The following is a 15,114-nucleotide window of genomic DNA, read 5'->3' as shown; positions in this document are numbered from 1 at the left end:
GGCGGTCCATGGAGGCGGTGGTGGCCGGGGACAAGGCGGGCTGGCTGGCGCTGTTCGCGCCGGACGGGGTGGTGGAGGACCCGGTCGGGCCCTCGGCCTTCGACCCGCAGGGGCTCGGCCACCACGGGCACGAGGCGATCGCGGCCTTCTGGGACAAGGCGATCGCGCTCGCCGAGCGATTCGAGTTCACCATCGCCGACTCCTTCGCCGCGGGCAGCGAGGTGGCCAACATCGGCACGATCAGCGCCTTCCTGCCCAGCGGGCACCGGGTGGACACCGAGGGCGTGTTCGTCTACCGGGTCGGCGAGGACGGCCTGATCCGGTCCATGCGCGCGTTCTGGGAGGTCGACCGGGCGATGGGCACGCTGCGCGCCACGAGTTGACGCGTCGGAAATTCCCGACCTATCATCGGCGGCATGAACATCACCGCGGTGCAGTTCCTCGCCGTGCCCGTCACCGACCTGGACCGGGCTGCCGAGTTCTACGTGGGCAGGCTGGGGTTCGAGGTGCGCGTGGACATCCCCGGCCCACACGGGCGCTTCCTGATGGTCGGTCCGAAGCACGGCCAGACCACGTTGGTGCTGACCGACTTCTCGAAGCTGGACCGGCCCGCGCCCGGTTCGGTGTACGTGCAGTTGCTGACCGGCGACGTGGACGCCGACGTGGCCGAGCTGCGCACGGCCGGGCTGACCGTGGCCGACCCGCAGGACGCGCCGTGGGGCCGCCTGGCCGAGGTCGCCGACACCGAGGGCAACTCGATCGGCCTTCTCCAGGCGGCGCAGGACTTTCAGGCGTAGCGCACCGGGAAGTGCTTGATGCCGTTGAGCCAGCCCGAGCGCAGCCGCTGCGGCGGACCGGCCTTGCGGATGTCGGGCATGTGGTCGGCGATCGCGTTGAAGATCAGGTCGATCTCCAGCCGGGCCAGGTTGGCGCCCAGGCAGTAGTGCGCCCCGCTGCCGCCAAAACCCAGATGCGGGTTGGGGTCGCGGGTGATGTCGAAGCGGTGCGGGTCGGTGAACACCTCGGGGTCGAAGTTGGCCGAGCTGTAGTACAGCCCGAGTCGCTGCCCCTTGCCGACCCGCACCCCGCCCAGTTCCACGTCGGCCAGCGCGGTGCGCTGGAAGGCCACCACCGGGGTGGCCCAGCGCACGATCTCGTCGGCGGCGGTGGCCGGGCGCTCGGCCTTGAACAGCTCCCACTGCTCGGGGTGGTCCAGGAAGGCCGCCATGCCATGGGTGATCGCGTTGCGGGTGGTCTCGTTGCCCGCCACGGCGAGCAGCAGTACGAAGAAGCCGAACTGGTCCGAGCCGAGGGCCGCACCGTCCACATCGGCCTGGACCAGCTTCGTCACGATGTCCGATGCGGGACACTGCCTGCGCCGCTCGGCCAGGTCCCAGCAGTAGCCCAGCAACTGCGCGCTGGCCGCCTCCGGCTCCACCTGGTACTCGGGGTCGTCGTAGGCGATCATCTGGTTGGACCAGTCGAAGATCTTGAGCCGGTCCTGCTGCGGGATGCCCAGCAGTTCGGCGATGGCCTGTAGGGGCAGCTCGCAGGCCACGTCGGTGACGAAGTCCCCGCTGCCACTGGCCAGCGCGGTGGTGACGATCAGCTCGGCGCGTTCGCGCAGGGCCTCGCGCAACCCGTTGATCGCCTTGGGGGTGAAGCCCCGCGAGACGATGCCCCGGGTCCTGGTGTGCTGCGGCGGATCCTGGTTGAGCATGATCAGCCGTAACAGCTCGATGCGGTCGGCGGGCATGTCGTCGGCGAAGCGCACGATCGCGCCCTTCTCCCAGGAGGAGTAGAGCTCGCTGTGCCGGGAGACCTCACGCACGTCGGCGTGCCGGGACACCACCCAGAACCCGCCGTCGCGGAAGCCCCCGCTGCGCTCCTCGGGCTGGGCGTTCCACCACAGCGGGGCCGTGGCGCGCAGCTCGGCGAACTCCTCGAAGGGCACCCGGTCGGCGTACAGGTCGGGGTCGGTGAAGTCGAAGCCGGTGGGGATCATGATCGCCTCCCGTACGCCGGTGTACGTGGAACCTGTTCTACAAAGCTTCCTAGCATACAGTGTTAACTACGGGAAGCCCTGGCACTCTGATGGCCGCAAACCCACGCAGCGCGCCCGTTGCGCCAAAACAAGAACCTGTTCTATTTTTACCGGGAGAACGGGAGGTGGGCCAGTGGCGGACCCGGTGATCGTGGCGGCCGTGCGGACCCCGATCGGCAAGCGCGGAGGCTGGCTGTCCGAGCTGCACGCTGCCGAACTGCTCGGGGCCGCGCAGCGGGCGGTGGTGGAGCGGGCGGAGATCGACCCGGTGCTCGTGGAACAGGTCATCGGCGGCTGCGTGACCCAGGCGGGCGAGCAGTCCAACAACGTGACGAGAACCGCGTGGCTGCACGCCGGGCTGCCACAGCAGGCCGGGTGCATGACGGTGGACGCCCAGTGCGGGTCCGCCCAGCAGTCGACACACCTGGTGGCCGGGCTGATCGCGGCCGGGGCCATCGAGGTGGGCATCGCCTGCGGGGTGGAGGCGATGAGCCGGGTGCCGCTGCGCGCCGCGGTGGGCGATGCCTCACCTCGGCCCGATTCCTGGTCGATCGACCTGCCCAACCAGTACCTGGCCGCCGAGCGCATCGCCGAACGGCGCGGCATCACCCGCGAGGACGTGGACAGGTTCGGCGTGGCCTCACAGGTCCGGGCGGCCCGCGCGTGGTCGGAGGACCGCTACCGCGCGGAGGTCGTCCCAGTGGCGGGGGTCAGCCGTGACCAGGGTCTGCGCGAGACGAGCCTGGACGGGCTCGCGCGGCTCAAGCCGGTGCTGGACGGGGGCGTGCACACCGCGGGCACGTCCTCGCAGATCTCCGACGGCGCCTCGGCGGTGTTGCTGACCTCCGCGGAGCGCGCGCGCCAGCTCGGGCTGCGGCCCCGCGCGCGGATCCTCGCGCAGTGCCTGATCGGCGCGGAGCCGTACTACCACCTGGACGGTCCGGTGCAGGCCACCGAGCGCGTGCTCGCCCGCAGCGGTATGAAGATCGGCGACCTGGACCTGTTCGAGGTCAACGAGGCCTTCGCCTCGGTCGTGCTGTCCTGGAGCGCGGTGCACCGGCCGGATCCGGAACTGGTGAACGTCAACGGCGGGGCCATCGCGCTGGGCCACCCGGTCGGCAGCACCGGTACCCGGTTGATCACCACCGCCCTGCACGAGCTGGAACGACGGGACGCGTCCACCGCGCTGATCACCATGTGCGCTGGCGGGGCACTGGCCACCGGCAGCATCTTGGCACGCGTCTGACTCCCGCCGTTCGCGCGGCCGACACCCGCTCGCCACCTTGTCCAGCCAGGTTATGACTTGTCTGTACAAGGTGGAGGAGGAGCGGATGGACCTGCCCGCCGTCTGGCTGCGCGACAACTGCCGCTGCGCCAAGTGCCGGGACCCGCGCACCGGCCAGAAGCTGTTCGACATCACCGACCTGCCCGACCCGATCACCGTCACCGACCGCGTCGAGGACGAGTTCGCCGTGCACCTGGTGTTCGGCCCCGACGGCCACCGCAGCACCTTCGACCGCGCCTGGCTGCACGAGAACCAGCCGGGACGTGGTGAGCAGGACTTCCGCGTGGAGTCGGCCAAGGACCTGTGGCCGAGCATCGACCCGCCCGTGTTCACCTGGGGCGGTCCGGAGCTGCCCTGGCTGGAATCGGTGCTGTGCCGGGGATTCGCCGTGCTGAGCGAGGTGCCGGTCGAGCCGGGTGCGGTGCTGCGCGTGGCCGAGTCCTTCGGCTACGTGCGCGAGACCAACTACGGGCGCCTGTTCCACGTACGGGTGGAGGCCGAACCGAACAACCTGGCGTTCACCGGGTTGCCGATCAGCCCGCACACCGACAACCCGTACCGCGACCCGGTGCCGACCGTGCAGCTGCTGCACTGCTTGGAGAACGCGGTGGAGGGCGGGGAAACCACGCTGGTGGACGGCTTCCACGCCGCCGCCGTACTGCGCGAGCGCGACCCCGCGGCGTTCCGCGCGCTGAGCGGCACGCCGGTGACCTTCGAGTTCGCCGACCGGGACGCGGTGCTGCGGGCCAGCCGCCCGCTGATCGGGGTGGACCCGCGCGGACGGATCCGGGAGATCCGGTTCAACAACCGGTCCCTGCGACCGCTGGGCTGGTCGGCCGAGGAGATCACCGAGTTCTACCGCGCCTACCGCGTGTTCGCCGAACTGCTCGCCGAGCCCGCGCACCAGGTGCGGATGCGGCTGAACCCCGGCGACTGCCTGGTCTTCGACAACACCAGGGTGCTGCACGCCCGCACCGGGTTCGCCGACACGGGCAGGCGGCACCTCGAAGGCTGCTACGCCGACCTGGACTCGCTGGCCAGCCGCGTGGAGGTGTTGCGCAGGGAGCCGCTCGTTGCGCTGTCCGCACTGTTCGCCGGTGCCGGGGCACAGGACTACCTCGGCGAGGAGGTCACCCAGGCCGAGCACATGCTGCAAGCCGCTGCCCGCGCGGAAGCCGCCGGTGCGCCGGACCACCTCGTGGCCGCCGCGCTGCTGCACGACATCGGCCACGTGCTGCCCGAGACCGGCCAGCACCACGACGAGGCCGGGGCGGCGTGGCTCGCGCGCTGGTTCGGGCAGGAGGTGACCGAGCCGGTGCGGCTGCACGTCGCGGCGAAGCGGTACCTGTGCGCCGTGGAGCCGGACTACTTCGGTCGGCTCTCGGCGGCCTCCGTGCACACCTTGTCCTTGCAGGGCGGCCCGATGACCGCCGAGCAGGCCGGGGAGTTCGCCGCGGGCCCGTACGCCGCCGACGCCGTCGCGGTGCGCCGCTGGGACGAGGCCGCCAAGGACCCGGCACTGGCCAGTCCCCCGCTGGAGCACTTCCTGCCCGTGCTGCGCCGGATCCTGGAGCGCGCGGGCCGTCCGGGGTGAATACTGGCGCGGGTCCGGACCTCAGCGAGGAGGAAGTCGTGAACGTGCCACCGATCGTGTCGGCGGAACAGTGGCGGGCGGCCCGCGAGGAGTTGCTGGTCAAGGAAAAGGAGGCCACGCGCGCCCTGGACGCGCTGGCCGCCGAGCGCCGCAGGCTGCCGATGGTCGAGGTGGACCAGCCCTACGTGTTCGAGGGCCCCGAGGGCCCGGTCAGCCTGGCCGACCTGTTCGAGGGCCGCCGCCAGCTGATCGTCTACCAGTTCATGGACAACGGGCCGGAGGACTACTGCTCGGGCTGCGCCAGCTTCACCGACAACGTCGGGCGCCTGGAGCACCTGCACGCCCGCGACACCAGCTACGCCTGCGTGTCCGACATGCCGCTGCCCCAGCTCACCGCGTTCTGGCAGCGCATGGGCTGGACCGTGCCGGTCTACTCCTCGCGCGGCACGAGCTTCGGCCTGGACTGCGGCACCGGCGGCGGGTTCGGCCTCAGCGTGTTCCTGCGCCAGGACGAGGCCGTGTACCGCACCTACTTCACCTCCGGCCGCGGGGTGGACCGGCTCCGGCTGGACTTCAACCTGCTCGACCTGACCCCGTTCGGGCGTCAGGAGGAGTGGGAGGACTCGCCCGAGGGCTGGCCGCGGACCAAGCCGTACACCTGGTGGCGGCTGCACGACGAGTACTGAACCGGGCTGAGCCGACCCGGGTCAGCCCAGGGCGGAGTAGGCCTGGCTCACGTAGTCCCACAGCCCAGTGGTGAACGCGGGGTCGGGCCCACCGGTCAGCGAGCGCATCACCTCGGTGCCGTGCTCGCGGAAGAACTTGGCCACCGCGGCGTTGAGTTCGGCGTCCCCGCCGGTGAAGGTCTCCATCAACGTGGTCAACCGCCGCGCGGAGCGCACCACCGCGGGATCGTCCACCGGGGTGCCCGCGCGGAAGTGCTCGGCCAGCTCGGCCAGGATCACCGGCCACTCCCCCTCCATCCACTCCCTGGCCTCCGCGTCGAGCTGCTCCCCGTGCTGGTCCAGGCGCCGCCCCTGCTCCTCGGTGAGGTACTCGCCGAACACGCTGAGCTGCCCCAGCAGGGCCATCGGCCGCTCGGTGGCGAACGGGCCCGCACTGTCCAAGTGGGACAGCAGGGTTTCGGCCTGGCGACGCAGGGCGTTGATCCGCCGCACCTGTTGGTCCAGCTCGTCCACCCGGGCGGCCAGCACCGGACGCAGGGCCCCCGGCTGGTCCAGCACCCCGCCGATCTCCTCCAGGGACAGGCCGAGTTCGCGCAGCAGTCGGATCTCGTAGAGCCGCCGCAGGTCCGGCTCGGTGTACCTGCGGTGGCCGGAGGCGGTGCGCTCGCTGGGACGCAGCAGCCCGAGCTCGTCGTAGTGGTGCAGCGTGCGCACCGTGAGCCCGGCGACCTTGGCCACCGCGCCGACACTCCACCTCTGCTCGCTCACACCACCAAACCCTAGGGCGTGGGGTTCAATACCGGGATGTGGCTGTCCTGGCGTGAGGCGACGCAGGCCGCGCTGTACGGCGAGACGGGTTTCTTCCTGCGCAACAGCCCGGCCCAGCACTTCCGCACCTCCGTGCACGCCTCACCGCTGTTCGCGGGCGCCGTGTCGCGGCTGCTGCACGAGGTCGACCTGGCGCTGGGTGAGCCCGATCCGCTCGACGTGGTGGACCTGGGCGCCGGGCGGGCCGAGTTGCTGTGCGGGCTCGCCGCGCTGGCGCCCGGCGGGCTGGCGGACCGGCTGCGGCTGACCGCCGTGGAGCTGGCGCCCCGCCCGGAGGGGCTGCCCGCGGAGATCGGCTGGCGGCGGGACGTGCCGCAGGGCATCACCGGGCTGGTGATCGCCAACGAGTGGCTGGACAACGTGCCGGTGGACCTCGTGGAACTGACCGGGCAGGGCCCGCGACTGGTCCTGGTCGACCCGGTCAGCGGCGAGCAACGCCTGGGCGGTCCGCCCAGCGCCGCCGACCTGGACTGGTTGGCGCGGTGGTGGCCGCTCACCGGGGTCGGCGACCGGGCCGAGGTCGGCGCACCGCGTGACGCGGCCTGGGCCGAGGTGGTGCGGAACATGTCGCGGGGTGTCGCCGTGGCCGTGGACTACGCACACCTGCGCGGTGCACGCCCGGCCGGGGGCACGCTGACCGGGTACCGGGACGGGCGCCAGGTGCGTCCTGTGCCGGATGGCGCAACTGACATCACCGCTCACGTGGCGCTGGACGCCTGCGCGGCGGCGGCACCGGGCCGCTCGTTCCTCACCACGCAACGCGTTGCGCTGGGCGCACTGGGCGTGGTCAGCGCGCCGCCCTCTGCCCAGCTGGCCGCCACGGATCCTGCCGCCTACCTGCGCGAACTGGCCAGCGCGGGCGAGGCGGCCGAGTTGCTGGACGAGCACGGTCTCGGCGGCTTCGGATGGCTCACCCAGTTCGTCGCAACCTTCCCTAAACTTCCCTATAGAATGACTCAATAGGGAGTGTTAGAGTATTTTGCGTCAGGTTGGAGTCGACCGGTCATGTCCCAGGAGCTGTACTCCGTCGAGCAGGTCGCCGAGCAGTTGGGCCTGCACGTGCGCACGGTGCGCAACTACGTGCGCGAGGGGCGACTGAAGGCGGTCCGCATCGGCAAGCAGTACCGGATCGCCGCCGAGGACCTGGCGGCGTTCACCGGCCAGCCTGACCGTCCACTCAGGACACAGCGGCACACCGACGTGTCCAGCGTGGTGCAGATCGAGGGCATCGACGCGACCAAGGCGGCACGGGTGGCCGCGATGGTCCTGGGCTGGGCGAAAACACGAGACCAAGGAGATCAACCCATGCGCATCGACACCATGCACGATCCGAACCGCGACTGTCTGAAGATCGTCGTGCTGGGCGGACTGTCCAGCAGCGCTGAGGTGTTGCGGCTCATCACGGAACTCGTCGAGGGCAAACCATGAACATCTTCCGTTCCACCGCAGGAGAACAACTCGTCCGGCAGCGCTACGAGCAGGAGCTGGCGAGTTGGCCGGTGCCGCACGAGCGGCGCACGGTGTCCACCCGCGAGGGCGACACCTTCGTGCTGGTCTGCGGGCCGCGGGACGCGCCGCCGGTGGTGCTGCTGCACGGCTCCGGGGGCACCGCGACGAGTTGGCTGCACCGGATCGGTCCGTGGGCCCAGCGGTTCCGCCTGTACGCGGTGGACCTCATCGGCGAGCCCGGACTGAGCGCGCCTTCGCGTCCCCCGCTGGACACCGAGGCGCACACGCTCTGGCTGGACGACGTGTTCGCCGCCCTGTCGCTGGAGAAGGCGTCACTGGTCGGTGAGTCGCTGGGCGGCCGGGTGGCGCTGGACCACGCGATCCGCCGCCCCGGCCGCGTCAACCGACTGGTGCTACTCAACCCGACGGGCATCGGTCGGCAGAAGTTCGGACTGATCCTGAAGTTCCTGCTGCGCAAGGTCTTCGGCAGCGGTGCCGCGCGGGAGCAGATGTCGGCGGCCATCGGGTTCGAGGTCCCGCCGGACGCCTTCCCGCTGCTGGTCTTCCAGCACTTCCGGCCGCGGCTGGGCAAGATCCCCGTGTTCAGCGACGAGCAGTTGCGCGGGCTGGGCACTCCGCCGCTCGTGCTGCTCGGCGAGCAGGACGAGATGCTGGACGCCCCGCAGACCGCCCGCCGACTGGCGACCACCCAGCCCGGGGCCGAGGTGCGGCTGCTGCCCGGCGATGGCCACCTGTTGCTGGGCCACTCCGAGACCGTGCGGGACTTCCTCCAGGAGGTGAACCATGTCTGAGACGAAGCGGCAGGTGTACGTGCACCCAGCCGAGGGCTCGGTGCTGGCCAGCGAGGCCGACGCCGTCGAGCTGATAGGCGAGCTCTACCCGGTTCGCCCGGACGTGCTGGTCATCCCGGTGTCCCGGCTGGACGAGCGGTTCTTCACGCTGAGCACCCGCCTGGCCGGTGAGATGCTGCAGAAGTTCGTGCTGTACGGACTGCACGTGGTCATCCTCGGCGACATCAGCGAGCACGTGGCGCGCAGCACGGCACTGCGGGACTTCGTCCACGAGTCGAACGAAGGTCGGCACGTGTGGTTCCTCGCCGACCTGCCCGCGCTGGAGGCCCGGCTGGCCGCGCGTTAGCGGGGGCCAAGCCCCCACCCCGCGACGGGGTGGGGGCTGCCTGTAGTGGGTTGGTGGACAGCGGCTCGGCGGCGATCTGCGGGCGCGGGTCGGGCAGCCACGGCGCCGAGTCGCTGACACCGCTCACCAACCTCACCCCCGCTGACCCGAAGCGCGGTTGAGCTCCTCGGCCGCGTCGCGGGGGCAGCGTGGTCATGGCGAACCCGGCGAGTGCCCCGTCCTGCTCGTCCATGGCGCTCCGCACGAAGCCGCGCTCGGTACGTTGTTGTGCGGTAAGCCCTTCCCCGCGCGCACTGTCCATCAAGGATCGGCCGGGTCCGATCGCCGCACGGTGGGAGCCGTGGTCCAGGCACCGCCTGGCATCTGGCAGAACGGTACGGCGGCCGATCGGCGGCTTGCCCCTTACTACAGCGTTTTCCCTTGCGGTTGTTAAGGTGTGAAGGAGAACGCTCTTGCGCAGGTGAGCTCGTTGCACACCAGGTGGGGCACGTGTTCACAGTCTTGACCCTTTCCAGTTGCCGGATTATGGTCCAGACCAAATTCCCTGCAACTGAAGACTGACAGCGTCCGCCAACGCGGTCCCCCGCTCCCTGCCCGACCGCGGTGGTGTGTGCCGCTCCTCGCCGCGCACGCGCGCTGGCAGTCCGCCCAGAAAGGGCTGACTCATGTCCCTGAAAGGAAAACTCGCGGCCGGTATCGGCCTGGCCCCCGTGCTGCTCCTCCTGCTGCCCGCCATCCCCGCGAGCGCACACGGCTACGTGTCCTCCCCGCCGAGCAGGCAGGCCCTGTGCGCGCAGGGCGTGGTGAAGAACTGCGGAGAGATCCAGTACGAGCCGCAGAGCGTGGAGGGCCCCAAGGGCCTGCGGTCCTGCAGCGGCGGCAACGCCCAGTTCGCCCAGCTGGACGACGAGAGCAAGGGCTGGCCCGCGACGAGGGTCGACAGCTCGCTGACGTTCAACTGGGTGCTCACCGCGCGGCACGCCACGAGCACCTGGCAGTACTTCATCGGCGGCACCAAGGTCGCCGAGTTCAACGACGGCGGCAAGATCCCCGGCGCCACCGTCTCGCACTCGGTCAACCTCGGCTCGTTCAGCGGGCGGCAGAAGATCCTGGCGGTGTGGAACATCGCCGACACCGCCAACGCCTTCTACAACTGCATCGACGTGGACATCAACGGGGGCGGCGGAACACCGCCCACGACCACCACCGCCCCGCCCACCACGACCACCACCCCGCCGCCGACCACCACGACCACGGTGCCGACGACCACCACCGCGGTGCCCGGCGGCACGGCGTGGACCGCGGGCAACGCCTACAAGGCAGGCGATGTGGTGACCTACGACGGCGCCTCGTACAAGTGCTCGCAGGCGCACACCGCGCTGCCCGGCTGGGAGCCCTCGACCACGCCCGCGCTCTGGCAGAAGGTCTGAACCCGTTGGGCGGGGCCGTGATCCGGCCCCGCCCGCAGCCAGGAGGCGGCACCGATGACACGACTCGCACTGGCGCTGCTCACCGCGGGCCTGCTGGCCGCGGCGGGCTGCGCGAGCACCCCGCACCAGCACCAGCACCAGGCACCCGCGGCGGCGACGGCGGAGTTCAACGCGCAGGACGTGATGTTCCTGCAGATGATGATCCCGCACCACGGCCAGGGCGTGCAGCTCGCCGACCTGGCCGCGCGGCGCGCCACCCAGCCCGGGGTGCGGACCCTGGCCGCGGCGATCAAGTCCACCGAGCTCACCGAGGTGGACACGATGAAGTCCTGGCTCACCCAGTGGAAGCAGCCGCTGGCCATGTCCGGCTCGATGTCCGGGCACACGGGCATGACCGCGACCGACCAGTCCTTCATCGACGAGGTGGCCAAGGCTGGCGACCAGGACTTCGAGCGCCGGTTCCTGGACCTGTTGTCCGGGCACCAGGGCAACGCCGCGGAAATGGCGCGGGAGGAGGTCAAAAGCGGGCAGAGCAAGCAGGTCAAGGACTTCGCCGACCGCATCGACAAGTCCCGCACCGCGCAGGTCAAGCAGCTGCTGACCTTCACCGGGGAGCTGGGCACGCAGAGCGGCTGAGTTCGTGTCGGCGGGCACCGACACGTCGGCGACCTACCGTCGGGGCATGACCGAGCACGTGACGATCACCCCGAGCATCCTGTACTTCGGCACACCCGTGGTGCTGCTGTCCACCGAGAACGCCGACGGCACGACGAACCTGGCGCCCATGTCCTCGGCGTGGGCGCTGGGTGAGACGGTGGTGCTCGGGCTCGGCAGCGAGGGACACAGCGCGCGCAACCTCGGACAGCGGCCCGAGCTGGTGATCAACCTGCCAGGGCCGCGGCTCTGGCCCCAGGTCGAGGCGCTGGCCCCGCTCACCGGGCGCGATCCCGTACCAGCGGCCAAACGTGACGTGTTCCGCTTCGAGCCGGACAAGTTCGGCGCCGCCGGACTGCACCCGGAACCGGCCGAGCTCGTGCGGCCGAGCCGGGTCGCACAGTGCCCGATCCAGTTGGAGGCAACGGCAATCCAGGTGCGACCTGCGGCGCACGGGTCGTTCACGATCATCGAGGCGCGGGTGCTGCGGGTGCACTGCGCACCCGAACTGGTCGTGCCCGGGACACAGCACGTGGACCCGCAGCGGTGGAGCCCGCTGATCTACAACTTCCGGCACTACTTCGGGCTCGGGCCCGAACTGGGGCACACCTTCCGCTCGCAGACCAGGCCCTCAGCGCAACTCGCCCAGTGAGCGGGCGGTCGTCTCCGCGGTCTCCACCACACCGCGGCGGATGCCCTCCAGGCTGTCGCCCAGGTCCTGGAGCACGGCCCCGCCCGCGAGCAGCGGCTCGGTACTGGTCGCCGACAGCTCGGCAACCCTGGCCACCAGGCTCTCCAACCCGAGCGTGCCCGATTCCAGCTGTGCCAACACCTTCGCCCGCGCCGAGGTGAGCCGGGCGCCGACCGCCAACTGGGTGTGCACCGAGTCCAGCGAGCGCTGCACCTCCTGTGCGATCTCGGGCGTGCCGTTCGCGGCCAGCAGCAGCCGATCTCGTTCGGCCAGCAGCGCGGGCTCGTCGATGCGGCGCAGGGCCCGCGCGGTGGTGGCGGACTGCTCGGCGAGGCGGCGCAGGGTGGCCACCGTCTGGTCCACCTGCTCGCGCAGACCGCCGACCTGCGCGGTGGCCGGGCCAGCGGGCAGGTCCGCGGCGGCCGAGCTGAAGTTCTCCGCGGCGCGGGCGGCCCGTCGGAGCCAGCCCTCCTCCACGGCGCCGAGCTCGGACTTCGGCGAACCTCCTTGCAGGGCACCGAATCCGGCGCGTAGCAACCACACTCCGACACCGACCCCGGCGATGGCGGCCACCGGCAACTGCACGGCCCAGGCGGCACCGGCCGAGGCCACCCCCATCAGCAGACCCCACCGGTCGGCCAGTTCCCGGCCGAGAAATTTACTGCGCAGTCGCATGGGCACCCGTCAGAAGTTGGAGATCACGGCGGTGAACACCGCGTCGATGCCGCCGGGGTCGGAGGAGTCGTACTCGGCCGCCGAGGTGGTCTGCGCGATCCTGCGCAGCACGTCCTGGTCGGCGTCGGCCCCGTAGGCGATGGTGAACACCCGCACCGGGGCGTTGGCGTCCTCGCTGTGCAACTGGCCCAGCAGGGTGTTGAGGTCCCGGCCGCCGTCCTTCTCGTTGCGGCCGTCGGTCAGCACCACCACGGCGTTGATCGCGTTCGGATCCAGGTGTGCCTTGACGTAGTCGTAGGCCGAGGCCGTGGTGTCGTACAACCCCGTGCCGCCCTGCGGGATCAGACCGTCCAAACGGGACTTGAGCGTGTCGCGCTGGTCACCGACCAGGCCGACCGGAACCAGTTCCCGGTAGTTGGTGGCGAACATCCACAGGCCGACCTTGTCCTTGTCCCCGAACTGGCCCAGTGCGGTGGTGGCCGCGTTCTTGGCCAGGTCCATCTTGGACTTTCCGGTGCCGTTGACCTGTTCCCCCATCGAGCCCGAGGTGTCCACCACGAGCAGCACGTTGGAGGCCTTGCGCAGGGTTGCCCATGAGGCGAGCAACTTGTCCATCACCTGCGGTCCGGGCGGCTTGAGTACGGACAGCTTGGCATCGCCCAGGATCCCGTTCTCCCTGGTGGCCTGCGGACCTGGCTCGTCGTGCCAGTTACGGAAGCCGTGGTCGGTGAACCGGGACTGCGCGGCGTCGGTGTGCAGGTAGTTCAGGAAGTCCTCGGCCACCGCCTTCTTGGCCGGGTCCAGGCCGCTCAGTTCGGCATAGGGGTGGTCGGAGACCAGGGTGCCGTCCGCGGGGTACACCGCGACCAGCGGCACCTTCGGCTTGGCGTGCTTGCCCGCGGTGGCCGGATCACCGCTGGGGTTGCCCAGGTTGTAGTCCAGCACCGAGTTCTCCTCCACGGTGACCGCGGAGATGTAGGACATCGCGGCGCCCCGGTCGTCGGCCTGCTGGAGGTTGGCCAGGAACGTCAGCGTGGTGTCCCCGTAGTGCACGATGGACTGTTCCACGGTGCGCACGAAGCTCTGCACGCCCGCGGTGGCCAGATCGGCCTCGGTCAGGTCCGAGGTGGTGCCGGTCGCGGCGCGGTAGGCGCCGACGGTGGCGTTGAGACCGGAGGTGGACAGGTTCGGGTTGGTCTTGCCCAGCCGGAAGGCGCCCCACTCCGGGTGGCCGTAGCGGGCCCAGCCCTGCGGGTCACCGGCCAGCGCGGCCAGGTCCTTCCAGCTGATCTGCTTGTCCGGCCAGCCCAGCGCCTGGGCCATCGGCTTGGGCATGGCGAAGACCAGCGGGGCGTTGATCACCGACTGCGGGGTGCCCTCCGCGAGCACGGTGTGGTCCTGGGTGCTCCGCTGGCGCAGCAGGGTGAGCCAGGCGGTGGCCGCGGGCGTCCACACGTCGGGCTTCGGGCCGTCCACGGCCTCGTTCCAGCCCTTGGCCAGCGCGGCCATGGTGGCGCCGGAGTTCGCCGAGGTCACCACGACCTGGGCACACTGCCCGGCCACGGTCCGCCCGCTGTAGTCGGAGGCGACCTGCTTGAGCAGGCCCGCCTTCTCCGGCGAGGAGGTCACCGCGAGCCGCACCCCGGAGCCGGAGCACTTCGCCTGCGCCGCGTCCGGGCTGGGCGGTCCCGCGGTGACCATGCGCAGCACCACGATCACGACCACGGCCAGTGCGGCGACCACCACGAAGGGCCACCAGCGACGTCTAGCGGGATCACCAGCGTTGTTCACCGCCCGACGATAGCGCGCGATCTTCAGGCTTCGGCAGGCGTTGGCCGGGGAATGGACGGCAATCGTGACAAGGCGCTGGCCTGAGCGGAGTTGTGCACCGAGAAGGCCACGGCGTCGCCGATGTACCGGTCGTCGGACCACTCCAGCGCCACCCCGGAGGGATCGGTGGTGCGCCGCCGCTCGCGCAGCAGCGGGGTGCGCGGGCGGATGTCCAGCAGGCGCGCGTCCTGCGTGGTGGCCGCCACCGCGTCGATCAGGTGCTCGGCGTCGGCGAAGATCACGCCAAGGGCCTGCAACCGCTCGGTGATCGACACGGTGTCCAGCTCCATGCCCGCCACCATGGCGCCGACCGGTTCGCGGTAGGCGCTGCGCTCGATCATCACCGGCCGCCCGGACAGCAGCCGCAGCCGGGTCAGGTGGTAGACCCGCGCCCCCTCGCCCAGTTCCAGGTGTACCCGTTCCTCCTCGGTGGCTGCCCGAAGTTCCATTGTCACCACGCGTCCGGCCGGTACCTCGCCGATCGCCCGTGCCCAGCGGGAGAAGCTGAGCAGCTCGGCGAAGCTCTGCACGCGCGGGCCGCCGAGCACCACGCGGCGCGCCCCCTGCCGCGAGGAGATCACCCCGTCCGCGCGCAGTGCCGCGAACGCCTGGCGGATGGTGCCGCGCGAGGCGCCGTAGCGCTGCGCGAGCTCGCTCTCCGAGGGCAGCCGGGCGCCGGCTTCGTAGGTACCGGAGGCGATCGCCGCCTTGATGTCCTCGGCGACCCTCCGGTACAGCGTCTGCTCCATGTGGGGCACCGTATCCGAGCAATCGCGCGGTCACCGCCGGT

17 protein-coding genes are annotated in these 15,114 nt (G+C 70.8%); 12 read left to right on the top strand and 5 right to left on the bottom strand.

Annotation, left to right across the window (positions count from 1 at the left end):
• The first annotated feature begins 8 nt into the window (after positions 1–8).
• Together KALB_RS16830 and KALB_RS16825 are read left to right on the top strand one after the other, a co-directional pair.
• Positions 9–383 (top strand): nuclear transport factor 2 family protein, encoded by a 375-nt coding sequence (locus KALB_RS16830; protein WP_081789902.1) that lies wholly within the window; start codon positions 9–11, stop codon positions 381–383.
• A 33-nt stretch (positions 384–416) separates the two neighbouring features.
• Positions 417–797: a VOC family protein gene (locus KALB_RS16825; protein ID WP_025356882.1), complete on the top strand. Its 381-nt coding sequence runs from the start codon at positions 417–419 to the stop codon at positions 795–797.
• On the opposite strand, the gene KALB_RS16820 is transcribed toward KALB_RS16825, so the two are convergent.
• Positions 788–2,005, bottom strand: coding sequence for a cytochrome P450 (locus KALB_RS16820; RefSeq protein WP_025356881.1), 1,218 nt, complete (start codon positions 2,003–2,005; stop codon positions 788–790). The genes KALB_RS16825 and KALB_RS16820 overlap by 10 nt on opposite strands.
• Before the next feature lie 172 nt (positions 2,006–2,177).
• Between KALB_RS16820 and KALB_RS16815 the strand changes: the two genes are divergently transcribed.
• Genes KALB_RS16815 through KALB_RS16805 form a run of 3 tightly spaced genes read left to right on the top strand, consistent with a single transcriptional unit; the run spans position 2,178 to position 5,609 of the window.
• Positions 2,178–3,290 (top strand): steroid 3-ketoacyl-CoA thiolase, encoded by a 1,113-nt coding sequence (locus tag KALB_RS16815; protein ID WP_025356880.1) that lies wholly within the window; start codon positions 2,178–2,180, stop codon positions 3,288–3,290.
• A 52-nt stretch (positions 3,291–3,342) separates the two neighbouring features.
• Positions 3,343–4,923 carry a 2-trimethylaminoethylphosphonate dioxygenase gene (tmpA, locus tag KALB_RS16810; protein WP_042220443.1) on the top strand — a complete coding sequence of 527 codons (1,581 nt, stop codon included), beginning with the start codon at positions 3,343–3,345 and terminating at the stop codon, positions 4,921–4,923.
• Between the two features lie 38 nt (positions 4,924–4,961).
• On the top strand, positions 4,962–5,609 hold the full coding sequence (locus KALB_RS16805) for a DUF899 domain-containing protein (RefSeq protein WP_025356878.1): 648 nt from the start codon (positions 4,962–4,964) through the stop codon (positions 5,607–5,609).
• Positions 5,610–5,630: 21 nt separating this feature from the next.
• Here KALB_RS16805 and KALB_RS16800 read toward each other — a convergent pair whose 3' ends face one another.
• On the bottom strand, positions 5,631–6,377 hold the full coding sequence (locus KALB_RS16800) for a MerR family transcriptional regulator (protein WP_025356877.1): 747 nt from the start codon (positions 6,375–6,377) through the stop codon (positions 5,631–5,633).
• An 18-nt stretch (positions 6,378–6,395) separates the two neighbouring features.
• On the opposite strand from KALB_RS16800, the gene KALB_RS16795 reads away from it, so the two are divergent.
• The 7 genes from KALB_RS16795 to KALB_RS16765 all read left to right on the top strand — a co-directional run bounded on the left by KALB_RS16795 (position 6,396) and on the right by KALB_RS16765 (position 11,780).
• Positions 6,396–7,400 (top strand): SAM-dependent methyltransferase, encoded by a 1,005-nt coding sequence (locus KALB_RS16795; protein ID WP_201771928.1) that lies wholly within the window; start codon positions 6,396–6,398, stop codon positions 7,398–7,400.
• A gap of 42 nt (positions 7,401–7,442) precedes the next feature.
• Positions 7,443–7,865 (top strand): helix-turn-helix domain-containing protein, encoded by a 423-nt coding sequence (locus KALB_RS16790; RefSeq protein WP_025356875.1) that lies wholly within the window; start codon positions 7,443–7,445, stop codon positions 7,863–7,865.
• A complete protein-coding gene (locus KALB_RS16785; RefSeq protein ID WP_025356874.1) occupies positions 7,862–8,698 on the top strand; it encodes an alpha/beta fold hydrolase in 837 nt (278 codons plus the stop codon). The genes KALB_RS16790 and KALB_RS16785 overlap by 4 nt, the downstream gene beginning before the upstream one ends.
• Positions 8,691–9,044 carry a DUF4180 domain-containing protein gene (locus KALB_RS16780; protein ID WP_025356873.1) on the top strand — a complete coding sequence of 118 codons (354 nt, stop codon included), beginning with the start codon at positions 8,691–8,693 and terminating at the stop codon, positions 9,042–9,044. The genes KALB_RS16785 and KALB_RS16780 overlap by 8 nt, the downstream gene beginning before the upstream one ends.
• A 665-nt stretch (positions 9,045–9,709) precedes the next feature.
• Positions 9,710–10,474 carry a lytic polysaccharide monooxygenase gene (locus KALB_RS16775; RefSeq protein ID WP_025356872.1) on the top strand — a complete coding sequence of 255 codons (765 nt, stop codon included), beginning with the start codon at positions 9,710–9,712 and terminating at the stop codon, positions 10,472–10,474.
• Positions 10,475–10,528: 54 nt separating this feature from the next.
• Positions 10,529–11,110, top strand: coding sequence for a DUF305 domain-containing protein (locus tag KALB_RS16770; protein ID WP_025356871.1), 582 nt, complete (start codon positions 10,529–10,531; stop codon positions 11,108–11,110).
• Positions 11,111–11,156: 46 nt separating this feature from the next.
• Entirely contained in the window at positions 11,157–11,780 is a 624-nt protein-coding gene (locus KALB_RS16765) for a flavin reductase family protein (protein WP_025356870.1), read from the top strand.
• Here KALB_RS16765 and KALB_RS16760 read toward each other — a convergent pair.
• From KALB_RS16760 to KALB_RS16750, 3 genes are read right to left on the bottom strand one after another with little or no spacing between them, the layout of a single operon-like run.
• Entirely contained in the window at positions 11,760–12,494 is a 735-nt protein-coding gene (locus KALB_RS16760) for a hypothetical protein (RefSeq protein ID WP_025356869.1), read from the bottom strand. The two genes, KALB_RS16765 and KALB_RS16760, sit on opposite strands and share 21 nt — an antisense overlap.
• Positions 12,495–12,503: 9 nt before the next feature.
• Positions 12,504–14,285, bottom strand: coding sequence for a substrate-binding and vWA domain-containing protein (locus tag KALB_RS16755; RefSeq protein ID WP_030108843.1), 1,782 nt, complete (start codon positions 14,283–14,285; stop codon positions 12,504–12,506).
• 23 nt (positions 14,286–14,308) lie between these two features.
• Complete coding sequence (locus KALB_RS16750; protein WP_025356867.1) at positions 14,309–15,073, bottom strand: GntR family transcriptional regulator; 765 nt, start codon at positions 15,071–15,073, stop codon at positions 14,309–14,311.
• Positions 15,074–15,114: the final 41 nt, after the last annotated feature.

It is taken from the genome of Kutzneria viridogrisea DSM 43870, assembly GCF_000525635.1.
GTDB lineage: Bacteria > Actinomycetota > Actinomycetes > Mycobacteriales > Pseudonocardiaceae > Kutzneria > Kutzneria viridogrisea.
Note: the sequence above shows the minus strand (reverse complement) of the source record. Positions and strands in the feature narration are given on the sequence as shown.

Excerpts from the sequence above, each read along its gene's own strand:
- KALB_RS16770 (WP_025356871.1), top strand. The coding sequence starts at position 10,529 with ATGACACGACTCGCACTGGCGCTGCTCACCGCGGGCCTGCTGGCCGCG.
- KALB_RS16820 (WP_025356881.1), bottom strand. The coding sequence starts at position 2,005 with ATGATCCCCACCGGCTTCGACTTCACCGACCCCGACCTGTACGCCGAC.
- KALB_RS16830 (WP_081789902.1), top strand. The coding sequence starts at position 9 with ATGGAGGCGGTGGTGGCCGGGGACAAGGCGGGCTGGCTGGCGCTGTTC.
- KALB_RS16750 (WP_025356867.1), bottom strand. The coding sequence starts at position 15,073 with ATGGAGCAGACGCTGTACCGGAGGGTCGCCGAGGACATCAAGGCGGCG.
- KALB_RS16765 (WP_025356870.1), top strand. The coding sequence starts at position 11,157 with ATGACCGAGCACGTGACGATCACCCCGAGCATCCTGTACTTCGGCACA.
- tmpA (WP_042220443.1), top strand. The coding sequence starts at position 3,343 with ATGACTTGTCTGTACAAGGTGGAGGAGGAGCGGATGGACCTGCCCGCC.
- KALB_RS16780 (WP_025356873.1), top strand. The coding sequence starts at position 8,691 with ATGTCTGAGACGAAGCGGCAGGTGTACGTGCACCCAGCCGAGGGCTCG.
- KALB_RS16785 (WP_025356874.1), top strand. The coding sequence starts at position 7,862 with ATGAACATCTTCCGTTCCACCGCAGGAGAACAACTCGTCCGGCAGCGC.
- KALB_RS16775 (WP_025356872.1), top strand. The coding sequence starts at position 9,710 with ATGTCCCTGAAAGGAAAACTCGCGGCCGGTATCGGCCTGGCCCCCGTG.
- KALB_RS16790 (WP_025356875.1), top strand. The coding sequence starts at position 7,443 with ATGTCCCAGGAGCTGTACTCCGTCGAGCAGGTCGCCGAGCAGTTGGGC.
- KALB_RS16760 (WP_025356869.1), bottom strand. The coding sequence starts at position 12,494 with ATGCGACTGCGCAGTAAATTTCTCGGCCGGGAACTGGCCGACCGGTGG.
- KALB_RS16825 (WP_025356882.1), top strand. The coding sequence starts at position 417 with ATGAACATCACCGCGGTGCAGTTCCTCGCCGTGCCCGTCACCGACCTG.